The sequence below is a fragment of the Nocardioides sp. L-11A genome (genome assembly GCA_029961745.1).
Lineage (GTDB): Bacteria > Actinomycetota > Actinomycetes > Propionibacteriales > Nocardioidaceae > Nocardioides.
Map to the genome: position 1 here is coordinate 1,186,576 of CP124680.1, position 13,207 is coordinate 1,199,782.

General features: G+C 74.2%; 13 protein-coding genes. 10 read left to right on the forward strand and 3 right to left on the reverse strand.

All coding sequences use genetic code 11. The annotated features are described in order from the left end of the window. Nucleotides 1-90 precede the first annotated feature (90 nt). The 8 genes from rsmI to QJ852_05525 all read left to right on the forward strand — a co-directional run bounded on the left by rsmI (nucleotide 91) and on the right by QJ852_05525 (nucleotide 9,122). Nucleotides 91-927: a 16S rRNA (cytidine(1402)-2'-O)-methyltransferase gene (rsmI, locus tag QJ852_05490; protein ID WGX97890.1), complete on the forward strand. Its 837-nt coding sequence runs from the start codon at nucleotides 91-93 to the stop codon at nucleotides 925-927. Further along, nucleotides 920-1,783, forward strand: a complete 864-nt coding sequence (locus tag QJ852_05495; GenBank protein ID WGX97891.1) for an alpha/beta fold hydrolase — start codon at nucleotides 920-922, stop codon at nucleotides 1,781-1,783. The genes rsmI and QJ852_05495 overlap by 8 nt, the downstream gene beginning before the upstream one ends. Further along, nucleotides 1,780-2,634 carry a TatD family hydrolase gene (locus QJ852_05500; protein WGX97892.1) on the forward strand — a complete coding sequence of 285 codons (855 nt, stop codon included), beginning with the start codon at nucleotides 1,780-1,782 and terminating at the stop codon, nucleotides 2,632-2,634. The genes QJ852_05495 and QJ852_05500 overlap by 4 nt, the downstream gene beginning before the upstream one ends. Before the next feature lie 233 nt (nucleotides 2,635-2,867). After that, entirely contained in the window at nucleotides 2,868-4,034 is a 1,167-nt protein-coding gene (locus tag QJ852_05505; GenBank protein WGX97893.1) for a transglycosylase family protein, read from the forward strand. A gap of 29 nt (nucleotides 4,035-4,063) precedes the next feature. Continuing rightward, nucleotides 4,064-4,948: a 16S rRNA (adenine(1518)-N(6)/adenine(1519)-N(6))-dimethyltransferase RsmA gene (rsmA, locus tag QJ852_05510; protein WGX97894.1), complete on the forward strand. Its 885-nt coding sequence runs from the start codon at nucleotides 4,064-4,066 to the stop codon at nucleotides 4,946-4,948. Then, the gene (locus tag QJ852_05515; protein WGX97895.1) at nucleotides 4,945-5,838 is read left to right on the forward strand and encodes a 4-(cytidine 5'-diphospho)-2-C-methyl-D-erythritol kinase; all 894 of its coding nucleotides are present in this window, start codon (nucleotides 4,945-4,947) and stop codon (nucleotides 5,836-5,838) included. The genes rsmA and QJ852_05515 overlap by 4 nt, the downstream gene beginning before the upstream one ends. Beyond that, nucleotides 5,831-7,645 carry an ABC-F family ATP-binding cassette domain-containing protein gene (locus QJ852_05520; protein WGX97896.1) on the forward strand — a complete coding sequence of 605 codons (1,815 nt, stop codon included), beginning with the start codon at nucleotides 5,831-5,833 and terminating at the stop codon, nucleotides 7,643-7,645. The genes QJ852_05515 and QJ852_05520 overlap by 8 nt, the downstream gene beginning before the upstream one ends. Before the next feature lie 52 nt (nucleotides 7,646-7,697). Further along, nucleotides 7,698-9,122 carry a hypothetical protein gene (locus QJ852_05525; GenBank protein WGX97897.1) on the forward strand — a complete coding sequence of 475 codons (1,425 nt, stop codon included), beginning with the start codon at nucleotides 7,698-7,700 and terminating at the stop codon, nucleotides 9,120-9,122. Between the two features lie 33 nt (nucleotides 9,123-9,155). On the opposite strand, the gene QJ852_05530 is transcribed toward QJ852_05525, so the two are convergent. Next, the gene (locus QJ852_05530; GenBank protein ID WGX97898.1) at nucleotides 9,156-9,644 is read right to left on the reverse strand and encodes a MarR family transcriptional regulator; all 489 of its coding nucleotides are present in this window, start codon (nucleotides 9,642-9,644) and stop codon (nucleotides 9,156-9,158) included. Between the two features lie 67 nt (nucleotides 9,645-9,711). Between QJ852_05530 and QJ852_05535 the strand changes: the two genes are divergently transcribed. Together QJ852_05535 and QJ852_05540 are read left to right on the forward strand one after the other, a co-directional pair. Further along, a complete protein-coding gene (locus tag QJ852_05535; GenBank protein ID WGX97899.1) occupies nucleotides 9,712-10,620 on the forward strand; it encodes an alpha/beta fold hydrolase in 909 nt (302 codons plus the stop codon). Then, nucleotides 10,617-11,402, forward strand: coding sequence for a methyltransferase domain-containing protein (locus QJ852_05540; protein ID WGX97900.1), 786 nt, complete (start codon nucleotides 10,617-10,619; stop codon nucleotides 11,400-11,402). The genes QJ852_05535 and QJ852_05540 overlap by 4 nt, the downstream gene beginning before the upstream one ends. Nucleotides 11,403-11,418: 16 nt before the next feature. On the opposite strand, the gene QJ852_05545 is transcribed toward QJ852_05540, so the two are convergent. After that, nucleotides 11,419-12,060, reverse strand: a complete 642-nt coding sequence (locus tag QJ852_05545) for a hypothetical protein (GenBank protein ID WGX97901.1) — start codon at nucleotides 12,058-12,060, stop codon at nucleotides 11,419-11,421. A gap of 244 nt (nucleotides 12,061-12,304) precedes the next feature. Further along, nucleotides 12,305-13,153, reverse strand: a complete 849-nt coding sequence (locus QJ852_05550; GenBank protein ID WGX97902.1) for a hypothetical protein — start codon at nucleotides 13,151-13,153, stop codon at nucleotides 12,305-12,307. Between the last annotated feature and the right edge of the window lie 54 nt (nucleotides 13,154-13,207).

Sequence of the window (13,207 nt, forward strand, 5' to 3'; positions counted from 1 at the left end):
CTCACACATCGGTCTACACACGTTGCTACCCACATCGGGGAGGGGAGGGTGCGGGCTCGGGAGGGGGCGGCGCCGTGCGAGGATCGGGACGTGAGTGGAGTCCTGGTGCTGGCGGGTACGCCGATCGGCCAGGTCGGCGACGCGCCGCCGCGGCTCGCGGCCGAGCTGGCCACGGCCGACGTCGTCGCGGCCGAGGACACCCGCCGCCTGCGCCGCCTCGTGGCCGACCTCGGCATCGAGCTGGGCGGGCGGGTGGTGTCCTACTTCGAGGGCAACGAGGCCGCGCGCACGCCGTCCCTCGTCGAGGCGCTCGTCGCCGGCGAGCGGGTGGTGCTGGTGACCGACGCGGGGATGCCCAGCGTGTCCGACCCGGGCTACCGGCTCGTCGCCGCGGCCGTCGAGGCCGACATCCGGGTCACCGCCGTCCCCGGCCCGTCCGCGGTGCTGACCGCGCTCGCCGTGTCCGGGCTGCCGGTCGACCGGTTCTGCTTCGAGGGCTTCCTGCCGCGCAAGGCGGGGGAGCGCGGGCGCCGGCTCGCCGACCTGGCCGGGGAGCAGCGCACGATGGTCTTCTTCGAGGCGCCGCACCGCACCGCGGCCGCGCTCGCGGCGATGCGCGACGCGTTCGGCCCCGAGCGCGCCGCCGTGGTGTGCCGTGAGCTGACCAAGACCCACGAGGAGGTACGCCGTGACGGGCTCGCCGCCCTCGTCGACTGGGCCGCCCAGGGGGTCCGCGGCGAGGTGACGATCGTCGTCGCGGGCGCCGTCCCCGGAGCGGCGGTGGCGACCGACCCCGACAGCCTGCGCGCCGCGGTCGCGGAGCTCGAGGAGTCCGGCATGCGACGCAAGGAGGCGATCGCGGTGGTGGCCGGGCAGGCTGGACTCCCCAAACGCGACGTCTACCAGGTGGTGCACATCGATGGCTGAGCCGACGGCACGGATCACGACGGTCGAGCGGGACGGACTGGTCTTCGACGTCCTCGACGCCGGCCCGATCGACGGCGAGCCGATCCTGCTCCTGCACGGGTTCCCCGAGCGGGCGACGTCCTGGCGTCTGGTGGCTCCGCAGCTCCACGCCGCGGGCTATCGGACCATCGCGATGGACCAGCGTGGCTACGCGCCCCGGGCCCGACCGCCACGGCGTCGCGACTACCGGGTCTCACTGCTCGCGCAGGACGCGGTCGCCGTGATCGACGCCGTCGCCGGGCCGGGCGGTGCCGTCCACGTCGTCGGCCACGACTGGGGTGCGATCGTCGCCTGGGCCCTCGCCCAGCACCACGCCGACCGGGTCCGCACCCTCACCGCCGTCTCGGTGCCCCACCCGGGCGCCTTCGTGTCCTCGCTCGTGCGCTCGGGCCAGCTGCTGAAGTCCTGGTACATGCTGGCCTTCCAGCTCCCGGTCCTGCCCGAGACGCTGCTCGGGCGGGTCCGCTCGGCGTCCGACCGGCAGCTCAGGCACGCCGGCATGACCCGAGCCGACGTGGACCGGGTGCGCACCGAGATCGTCGAGTCCGGGGCGCTGCCGCACGCGCTGGGGTGGTACCGCGCCCTGCCGTTCAACGACCCGCGCGACATGCGCGCCCGGGTCACCGTGCCGACGACCCTGGTCTGGAGCGACCAGGACGTGGCACTGGCCCGCTGGGGTGCGGAGCACACCGTCCGCTGGGTCGACGCGCCCTACCGCTTCGTCGAGCTCAACGGCGTCTCCCACTGGATCCCCACCCAGGCCCCCGACGCGCTGGTCGAGGCCGTCCTCGACCGCGTGGGCACCCCGGCGTCGTGAGCACCGACGAGCGCCCGCCCGTCCCGGAGCCCCTGCCGCACCCCGTCGTCGACAACCACTGTCACCTCGACATCGGTCGCGGGGGCGAGGCATGGGACACCCGGGAGGCGATCGATGCGGCCGCCGCGGTCGGCGTACCCCGGATCGTGCAGATCGGCTGCGACCTCCCCGGTGCCCGGTGGGCGGTGGCCGCCGCCGCGGAGCACCCTGAGCTCGTCGCCGGCGTCGCCCTGCATCCCAACGAGGCGCCGCGGATCCTCGAGCGCGACGGTCGCGCGGCGCTGGAGGCGGCGTGGGAGGAGATCGAGCGGCTCGCCGGAGCCCATGACCGGGTGCGGGCGGTGGGGGAGACCGGCCTCGACGCCTTCCGCACCGGCGCCGAGGGCCGCGCCGTGCAGGCGGAGTCGTTCCGGCGCCACATCGACATCGCCAAGCGGCTCGACAAGACCCTCGTCATCCACGACCGGGAGACCCACGACGAGGTGCTCGAGGTGATCGACGGCGAGGGCGCTCCGGACCGGTGGGTGATGCACTGCTTCTCCGGCGACGCGGACTTCGCCCGGGCCTGCCTCGACCGGGGGGCCTACCTCTCCTTCGCCGGGACGGTCACCTTCAAGAACGCCGCGCCGCTGCGCGAGGCGCTGCGGATCGTGCCCCGCGACCGGGTGCTGGTCGAGACCGACGCGCCCTATCTCACCCCGTCGCCCTTCCGCGGCCGCACCAACGCGTCGTACCTCGTCCCGCTGACGGTGCGCGCGATGGCCGCCGAGCGCGGGGACGACGTGACGGAGCTGTGTGCCGCCATCGACGCCACCACCGAGACCGCCTTCGGAGGCTCCTGGGGAGTGTGACAGGTGGGGCGGATGGGGCGCGGCGGCGTGAAACAGGTCACCCGACGGCGCGCTGAGGGCCCTCGCCAAGTTGCCATCGACGGTCGTGCCCTGCTCTCGTGGATGGCTGACGGCCGGGATCGGAGGCAGTTCTCCGGCCAGCTCACGCAGGGTCCGACACCCGCCGCGGCACGCGGCCGGGGGTCGGTCGGGCTGGTCGACCGAGGCCCGGGCAGTACGACGTTCGGAGAATCGTGCGACTTGCGCACCCCCAGCTCGCCCGGCTGACCCACGGCCGGAACCTCAAGGCCTCCCTCCTCAGGCTCGCCCACAGCCGCAAGGCCCTCGCCGGAACGGTCGTCGCGGTCCTCGTCACCGTCGCCGCGGTCACCTGGGGCTACTCCACGATGACCACCGACGTGCGGCTCTCCGTCGACGGCGAGGAGCGTGCGGTCACCACGATGGGCGCCACCGTCGGCGACGTCCTTCGTGAGGAGGGCATCGAGGTGTCCGAGCGCGACATCGTCGAGCCCGGACCCGACGAGCGGATCGAGGCGGGCGACCGGATCGCCGTGCTGTTCAGCCGCCCGGTCGAGCTGACCGTCGACGGCGCGACCAGCACGCACTGGGTGACCGCCACCGACGTCGAGGGAGCTCTCGCCGAGATCGGCACCCCCTACGCCGACGGCCGGCTCTCCACCAGCCGCTCCGCCGACATCGACCGCGGCGGCGCGGAGATCGAGGTCGTCACGCCCAAGGAGCTCACGTTCGTCCTCGCCGGTGCGAAGCCGGTCACCCAGCAGCTGCCCGCGCTCACGGTCGAGGACGCGCTGGCCCAGGTCGGCGTCCAGCTCGACGAGCACGACAAGGTGCGCCCGGCGCGGGGGACCGCGCTCGCGGCCGGCGACCGGATCGTCTTCACCGACATCGAGAAGCGCGAGCGCAGCGTGACCGGCGAGCGGGTCGCCGCGCCCGTCGAGAAGGTCTCCGACGACGCGCTCTACGAGGGCCAGACCGAGGTCGAGACCCCCGGGGTCGACGGTGCCCGCGACGTCACCTACCGGGTGACCGTACGCAACGGCACCGTCGTGCGCCGCGTCGTCCTGACCGCGACGGTGACCCGCGAGCCGACTCCCGAGGTCGTCAAGGTCGGCACCAAGCCGGTGATCGAGTCCGGCAACACCGTGTGGGACCGCCTCGCCCAGTGCGAGTCCGGTGGCAACTGGCGGATCAACACCGGCAACGGCTACTACGGCGGCCTCCAGTTCAGCCTCGGCACCTGGCGTGCCAACGGCGGCACCGGCTACCCCCATCAGGCCTCCCGCGAGACCCAGATCGCCATCGCCACGCGGCTGCGCGACCGGTCCGGCGGGTACGGCGCATGGCCCGGCTGTGCCGCCAAGCTCGGTCTGCCCCGCTGACCGGGAGCGGAGCCGATAGCCTGGGCCCCATGCCTGAAACCTCCGCTCCGCGGCTGCTCGGCCCGGCGGAGGTTCGGGAGCTGGCGGCGCGGCTCGGACTGCGCCCGACCAAGCAGCGCGGCCAGAACTTCGTCATCGACGCCAACACGGTGCGCCGCATCGTGCGCGAGTCCGGCGTCGCCGCGGACGAGGTCGTGGTCGAGGTCGGCCCGGGGCTGGGGTCGCTGACGCTGGCGCTGCTCGAGGCCGGCGCCGAGGTGACCGCGATCGAGGTGGACCCGCTGTTGGCCGGGGAGCTGCCCGCCACCATCGGCGCCTTCGCGCCCGGCCAGGCCGAGCGGTTCCGGGTCGTGCTCGCCGATGCCCTGAGCGTGACCGAGCTGCCCGGTCCGCCACCGCGGGCCCTGGTGGCCAACCTGCCCTACAACGTCTCCGTGCCGGTCCTGCTGCATCTGCTGGCCCTGCTGCCGTCGCTGGAGCACGGCCTGGTGATGGTGCAGGCCGAGGTCGCCGACCGGCTGGCGGCGGCACCGGGATCGAAGACCTATGGCATCCCCTCGGCGAAGGCGGCCTGGTTCGCCGACGTACGCCGGGCGGGCGCGATCGGGCGCAACGTCTTCTGGCCGGCCCCCAACGTCGACTCGGGCCTGGTCGCCTGGACCCGGCGCGAGCCGCCGACCGACCGGGTGGCGCGGGAGCAGGTGTTCGCGGTGATCGACGCCGCGTTCGCCCAGCGGCGCAAGGCGCTGCGCGGCGCGCTGCGCGCGATCGCCGGTGGCGCCGAGAAGGCGGAGGCCGCCCTGCGGACGGCGGGGATCGACCCGCTGACCCGCGGCGAGGCGCTCGGCATCGACGAGTTCGTGGCGATCACGGTCGCCCTCCAGGAGAGTCCCGACGCAGGGGAGAGTGCATGACGCAGGTGACGGTGCGGGCCCCCGCGAAGATCAACCTCCACCTCGGAGTCGGCGGGCTGCGGCCGGACGGCAAGCACGTCCTCGCGACGGTCTACCAGGCCGTCGGGCTGTACGACGACGTCACCGTCGCCGAGGCCGACGACTGGTCGGTCGCGATGACCGAGCCGATCGACGGCGTCCCCCTCGACGACACCAATATCGCCGTCCGCGCCGGCTGGGCGCTGACCGCCCACCACGGCATCGACCGGGCCGCCCGGATCACCATCGCCAAGGGGATCCCGGTCATGGGCGGCATGGCCGGCGGATCCGCCGACGCGGCCGCCACCCTGCTGGCGCTGGACCGGCTCTGGGACCTGCAGACCTCCGACGACGACCTGCTCCGGATCGCCGGCACGCTCGGCAGCGACGTACCGTTCGCGCTGCTCGGTGGCACCGCCCTCGGCACCGGCCACGGCGAGGTCGTCAGCCCCGTCGCCGACGCCAGCTCGGTGTGGTGGGTCGTGGTGCTCTCCGACGAGGGCCTCTCCACGCCCGCGGTCTACGGTCACTTCGACGAGCTGTCACCCGACGCTCCCGCCGCGCCGCCGATCCCGGACGACCTGATCGCCGCGCTCGGCACCGGCTACACCGACGAGATCGGCGACCTGCTCGCCAACGACCTGTGGCCCGCCGCCCGGGACCTGCGTCCCGACCTGGTCGATGTCGAGGTGCGGCTGCGCAGCATGGCGCCCGACGGCGTCCTCCTCTCCGGTTCCGGGCCGACCCTCCTCGTCCTGCACGAGGACGTCGAGGAGGCGCGGACCACCGTCGCGGAGCTGACCGAGCAGGGCCTGCGCTGCACGCTCGCCCCCGGCCCCGTCGCCGGTGCCCACGTGGTGACCTATGCCTGAGCCGCGCAGCCTGCTCAACCTGGAGCGGGTCTCGAAGTCGTACGGCGTCCGCCCGCTGCTCGCCGACGTCTCGCTCGGCGTCGGGGAGGGCGAGCGGATCGGCATCGTGGGCCGCAACGGCGACGGCAAGACGACGCTGCTGCGCATCATGACGGGCACCGAGGAGCCCGACGAGGGACGCGTCTCGCGCCAGCGGGGGCTCCTGGTCGGCGTGCTGTCCCAGCACGACGACTTCGACGACAGCCACACCGTGCGCGAGGTCGTGCTCCAGGGCAAGGCCGACCACGAGTGGGCGGCCGACGCGCGGCTGCGCGAGATCGTGGACGTGCTGCTGGCGGGCGTGGATCTCGACCGCGCCGTGCACGGCCTCTCCGGCGGCGAGCGCCGCCGATGCGCCCTGGCCGGCCTGCTGCTGGGCGACCACGACCTGGTCGTGCTCGACGAGCCGACCAACCACCTCGACGTCGAGGCGGTCGCCTGGCTGGCCGCCCACCTCGCCGCGCGGCCCTCCGCGCTGGTCGTCGTCACCCACGACCGCTGGTTCCTCGATGCCGTGTGCCAGCAGACCTGGGAGGTCCACGACGGCGTCGTCGACACCTACGAGGGCGGGTACGCCGCCTTCGTACTCGCCAAGGCGGAGCGCCAGCGCCAGGCCGCCGCCTCCGAGCAGCGCCGGCAGAACCTGGTCCGCAAGGAGCTCGCCTGGCTGCGGCGCGGCGCCCCAGCGCGTACCTCGAAGCCCAAGTTCCGCATCGACGCCGCCAACGCGCTCATCGAGGACGTGCCGCCACCACGCGACCGCCTCGAGTTGCAGCGGTTCGCCGCCCAGCGGCTGGGCAAGGACGTCATCGACGTCGAGGACGTCGACTTCGCGCGGGGCACCCGTCAGCTGCTCTCCCACGCCACCTGGCGCCTCGGGCCCGGGGACCGGGTCGGCCTGGTCGGCGTCAACGGCGCCGGCAAGACCTCGGTGCTCTCCCTGCTCTCCGGCGAGGCGGCCCCCCGTGTCGGCAAGGTGCGCCACGGCCGTACCGTCGCCCTCCAGCACCTCACCCAGGACGTCGAGGTCGACGACCCGGAGGCCCGGGTGCTGGCCACCGTCGAGTCGATCCGGCGCGTCACGAAGACCGCCGACGGCGAGATCAGCGCCACCTCGATGCTCGAGCGCTTCGGGTTCACCGGCGACAAGCTGACCGCCCGGATCGGTGACCTCTCCGGTGGCGAGCGGCGCCGGTTCCAGTTGCTCCGGCTGCTGCTGACCGAGCCCAACGTGCTGCTCCTCGACGAGCCGACCAACGACCTCGACATCGAGACCCTCAACGTCCTCGAGGACTTCCTCGACGGCTGGCCCGGCACCCTCGTCGTCGTCTCCCACGACAGGTACTTCCTGGAGCGGGTCACCGATTCGGTCTGGGCCCTGCTCGGCGACGGGCAGGTCTCGATGCTGCCTCGCGGCGTCGACGAGTACCTGGAGCGGAGGGCGGCGGCGATGCATCTCGACGTCGCCGCGCCGACCCCTCCCGCCGCGCCTGCCACGTCCGTGTCGTCGGGTGCCGGCGGAGGAGTGACTCCGCCGAAGGCCAAGGCCGGCTCCGCGGAGGAGCGGGCCGCGCGGAAGACCGTCGCCCGTCTCGACAAGGTCCTCGAGCGACTCGCCGCCCGCGAGGCGGAGCTGACCGCCGACCTCGCGGCCCACGCGACCGACCCCGAGCGGCTGACCGCGATCGGCACCGAGCTCGCCGCCCTGCAGGAGGAGAAGGATGCCGCCGAGCTGGAGTGGCTCGAGGCCGCCGAGGTACTGGGCTAGTCACGCGCGCCGGCCCGCGGTTCGACCGATCGCTTCTGGGAAGGTTGCGAGCATGACCCGATCCAGCATGCTGCACGGCGTCCGTCCGCGCGCGGGGCGCCGCGCGGCGCTCATGGTGGCGACCGGCCTCGTCGTCGCTCTCGTCCTCTCACTCGGCCCGCTGTCGCTGGGCCGGGCCGGCGCGGCGTCGGCCGCCGGCGGGTGGAAGAGCGTCAACGTCGCCCGCAGCACCCTCTTCTCGACCAACTTCTGGAGCTACGACGTCAACGCCAAGGGCGCCGGTGCGGCGGCCTGGGTCGACGGCAACGGGGAGCAGCGCCGGGTCCGGGTGGCGCGCCGGGCGCCCAACGGCGCGTGGGGCCGACCGCACACGCTCAGCGGCACCTTCTCCTGGAAGGGACTGCGCAACTACGCCGGCACCAACGACATCGCGATCGACGACCGGGGCAGGGTCACCGTCGTGTGGACCCAGTCGAAGGGGAAGAGCGTCGTGGTCCGGACCGTCTCGAGCAAGGGGAAGCGCGGCTGGTCCAAGCCGAGGACCCTGTCCGCCAAGGGTGATCGCACCGGCTTCCCCCGGATCGCGGTCTCCGGCAACGGGTACGCCGTCGTCCACTGGGCCGGCCACTTCGACGTCAAGGTCACCGACTTCACCCTCCACGCGGCGTACCGGGCCCCCGGCGGCGGGTGGGAGACCGCGCAGCGTCTCGATGTCGACCCGGCCTGGCGGCCCGACGCCCGGGCGAGCGAGCCGGCCATCGACGACCGCGGCGTGGCCACGATCGCCTGGGACGAGATCAGGGCGGGTGCCGGACCGGCGAGCAGTCGGGTCCGGCTCGCGTCCCGGGGGCCCGCCACGGGCTGGAGCCAGCAGACCATGGCCGAGGGTCCGCTCGACCAGCCGTCGGTCGCGACGACGCGGGACGGTCGCCTGGTGGCCGTGTGGCGCGACAGCACGACCATCTTCGCCCGGCACCGCGCCGCGGACGGTGGATGGGGGCCGACCGAGCAGGTCGTCGTGGGGGACCTCCAGACGCCCCAGAACGCGACCGATGTCGGCATCGCCGAGACCGGGCGGGCGGTGATCTACGGCGAGGAGGTCGACAGTCGCAACGGGACCGTGCTGCCCTACCTGGCGATCCAGGAGGCTCCGGGGGCGCCGTGGGCGCGGGAGAACGCCACCGGCCCGTTCCCGGCGTACGGCTACAGCCTGTTCCTGCCCCAGCTCGAGGTGGGTGCGGGCGGCGACGCGACCCTCACCTGGGAGCAGCAGTACCGATCCGAGAAGCGCTGGCCGCTGGCCCTGGTCAGGCACCGTGCGGCCTCCGGTGCCTGGGGCGAGGCACGCCGCCTCCCCGGGCGGGCCTCGAACCCGATGGTCGGCTCCGACGCCCGGGGTCGCGCCTCGATCGTGTACGGCGCGGGTGACCGCGTCGCGTGCTGCATCTCGATCCGTGCGGCGAAGCTCCGCCGCTGACCGCGCCGCCCTCGCCGACAGCGCGGGTCGGGGTCAGCCCGCGAAGGGCACGAGCAGCCGGCGCAGCAGACCGGCGAGATCGGTCTGGTCCGACTCCGACAGCCCGGTCAGCAGCTCCCGCTCGGCATCGAGCAGGGCGGCGAAGGCGCCGTCGACGGCGTCCTTGCCCTCCGGAGTGAGCCGCACCAGCACCCCGCGGCGGTCCGACGGGTCGGGGTGGCGCTCGACGAGGCCACGGGTCGCCAGCCGGTCGACCCGGTTGGTCATCGTCCCGCTCGTCACCAGGGTCTCGCGCAGCAGCCGGCCGGGGGAGAGCTCGTAGGGCTCGCCGGCCCGGCGCAGTGCCGCCAGCACGTCGAACTCCCAGGACTCGATGTCGTGGGTCGTGAACGCGTCGCGCCGGGCCCGGTCGACGTGGTGGGCCAGTCGGGAGATCCGGCTGAAGACGGACACCGGACCGAGGTCGAGGTCGCTGCGCTCGCGCGCCCATGCCTCGATCAGCTCGTCCACCTCGTCCCGCACGGTCGCCATCTTATCCGACCGGTCGAGAATCTTGATGTCAAGATAAAGTGAGCGTAGGGTCGGCCCCGTGAAGGAGCACGTCATCGACCTCGGCCCGGTCGCCCTGGCCAGCCTGACCTGGGGCGAGCTCGACGACCGGGATCGTCCGCTCGCGGTCCTGGTCCACGGCTTCCCGGACACCGCCCATACCTGGCGTCACCTCGGCCCGGCGCTCGCCGATGCGGGCTATCGCGTCGTCGCGCCGTTCACCCGCGGCTACGCGCCCAGCGGGCTCCCCGCCGACGGCAGCTACCACGTTCCGGCCCTCATGCACGACGTCCTCGCCCTGCACCGTGCGTACGACGGCGACGGCCGGGCCGCGCTCGTCGGGCACGACTGGGGTGCGATCACCGCGAACGGGGTCGCCGCCTCGTCGGCCAACCCTTTCGGCGCGATCGTGTCGCTGGCCGTCCCTCCCTTCTCCGTGATGAACCCGCGCCGCGACGACCTCGCCCGCTGGCTGCGCATCCTGCCGCGCCAGGCGGGCCTGAGCTGGTACACGATGTTCAACCAGCTGCCGCGCCTGCCGGAACGCCGCTTCGACGCCCTGGTCGCCCATCTGTGGCGCCGCTGGTCGCCGGGCCACGACGCCACCGAGGACCTCGCGCATCTCGCCGCCGCGATGCCCGACGCCGCCCACCGGAGTGCGGCGATCGGCTACTACCGGGCCCAGGCCCGGCCGCACCGGCTGCCGACGTCCTACCGGCCGCTGGCCCGCGACTGGACCCGCGAGCCCCGGGTGCCCCTGCTCTACCTGCACGGCGCCGACGACGGATGCCTCGACGTGCGCTGGGCCGGACGGATCGGCGACCGCCTGCCGGAGGGCAGCCGCGTGGCCGTCGTCGACGGTGCCGGCCACTTCCTCCAGCTCGAGCGCCCGGACCTCGTCACCACGCGGATCCTCGACCACCTGCAGGAAGGAGCACACCGTCGATGAGCCCCGCCTGGGACCCTGAGCGCTACCTGGCCTACGCCGACGAGCGGGGCCGCCCCTTCCTCGACCTCGTCGGCCGGGTCGCTGCCGCCGACCCCCGGGTCGTGGTGGACCTGGGGTGTGGACCTGGCAACCTCACCTCCCTCCTCGCTGATCGCTGGCCGGCCGCGGCGATCACCGGTGTCGACTCCAGTGACGCCATGATCCGCGTGGCCTCCGACAGTTCGGCCGCCGAGCGGGTGGCCTTCCACAGGGCAGACCTCCGCGACTGGCTGGCCGCCGCACCGCCGGCCGGTGTCGACGTCCTCGTCTCCAACGCGACCCTGCAGTGGCTGCCCGAGCACCTCGACCTGCTCCCCGGCCTGGTCCGCGCCGTCGCCCCGGGCGGCTGGCTCGCGTTCCAGGTGCCCGGCAACCATGACGAGCCCAGTCACAAGATCCGCGCGGAGCTCGCGGCCGAGGCGCCGTACGCCGCCCACACCGCGGGTGTCGCGCGCCCCGCCGCCCACCCGGCGGCGACCTACCTGCGGGCCCTCCAGGCCCTCGGCTGCACGGTCGACGCCTGGGAGACGACCTACCTGCACGTCCTGCACGGGGCGGACCCCGTCTTCACCTGGGTGTCCGGCACCGGCGCGCGTCCGACCCTGCAGGCGCTGCCCGACGACCTGCGACCGCGCTTCGAGGACGCGTTCAAGGCGCGCCTGCGCGCGGCGTACCCCGACGAGGGGCACGGCGTGGTGCTGCCGTTCCGCCGGATCTTCGCGGTGGCCAGGGTCGGCGCCTGAGGCGGATCCCCGGGCGTCAACGCACCCGGCTCAGCGCGTCCTCCACGATCTCGGGCGCGGGGAGGTCTGCGCCCGCGACCGTGATGCTGCTGAACACGCCGTCGACGCACTGCTGCCCGCTCACGGTGGTCGGCGCCGCGGCGCTCGGTGCGAGGTTCACGATCTGCCGACGCCCCGCGGGCAGCCCCTGGATCTCCAGCATCCGGCTGAAGTGGCCGCACGCCTCCTCGGCGCCGATCACCTCACCGGTCTCGATCAGCGCCGCCGCCTCGTCGACCTTGGCGAGCAGCTCGGGGTGCTCGCGGGCCAGCGGACCCTGCCGCAGCGCCGCGACCGCGGCCGGCAGCGAGCGGGCCCACAGGTCCGCGGGCAGCCGGATCACCTGGAGGCTCCCGCCCGCCGGAGCGTCGTAGGCGCAGGTCCGCGCCCCTTCCGCGACCGTGCTGTGCCGGGGCTCCCCGGCCACGGCCGTGCCGAGCAGAGCCTCGACCGATCCGTCGTCGAGCAGGCGGCACGGGTCGTCGGCCGGTACGCCGCGCCCGGTCGCGGAGCCGTCGGCCGCGCTCGGGGCGGCGCCCTCACCGCCGCATCCCGCGACCAGGACGACCGACAGGACGGGCGACAGGACGGCGGCGATACGAGCGAGGCGTCGGGGCATGCCAGGAGTATCGGGGATCGACCACCGCCGCTCCCGGTCGGGACGACGTGGCCGCCGGGGTTCCCCTCCCTCCAGGGAACCCCGGCGGCACCCGCCCCCCGCTCTCGCGGTGGTGCGCCGAGGCGACGTCGGCTCCTGATGACTCAGGACGCCGGTTCGCAGCACCCCCCAGATGCTTCGAACCTCGGCCGCTCCGCCCCGCCCCCCAGCCGGGTCGGATCGGCGCCGCAGCCGCCTCGGCAGCTCATGGGGCGGCCCTGCCGCCCAGATGTCGCGACCGTCGGGTCGCGGGATGGGGAGCGTGGGGAACCGCCAGCGCGCCGGTCGCGAGCTCCTGGTCGCGGCACAGGGCGACCACGGCCGTGATCACCCGTGCGGCATGCGACTTCCCGACCTGCCGGGCGAGCTCGATGATCCGCTCGACGTAGGGCGACCAGGGGTCCGCGATGATCATCGCGACGTGGTGGCGCCACTCGTTGATGGTGCCGTGGGCGGCGATGTCGACGAACTCCTCGACGGAGTCGAGCCGCGGCACGGTCCAGGTACGGTTCACCCCCTGGAGCAGCAGCGCGTGCGCGGCACGCAGGCAGGTGTCGTCGATCGTCCCGCTGCGGCACGCGGTCCGCGGGTGCGCCGCCAGCCGGCGGGCGAGCCCGGGAGCGAGGATCCGGCGCAGTGCGGCGCTCGTCATCGGCAGCCGCGAGTCGGTCTCCAGCGCGGTGCCGTAGCGGTGCTGCAGCCGGGCGAGCCGCTTGTGCCCCAGCTCGTCCACCAGCCCGGACAGCGCGGCGTGGTCCTCGGCGTCGCCGAGCAGCGCGAGCCCGACCAGGTTGGCCGACGCGGCGCACGCCGGCAGTGTGTGGGACAGCTCCGGGTGCTCCTCGACCAGCGCGACCAGCCGGGCCCACACGTCGAGATCCTCGGGTCGCACCCGGTGCGTCCGGGCCAGCGCACCGTCGAGTACGTCGAGGAACAGCTCCTCGTGCGGGAGGCCGATGACCCGCCGCGCGCGCACGTGCTCGCGCAGCGTCGCCGACCGGCGGGCCAGTGACCACGGGCGCAGCGCGGTGACGGCCGGACGCGTCGTACTCATCGGTCTCCGTTCGGGATCGGTCCGCCCCGGCGGGGCAGTCACCGAACCGGACGG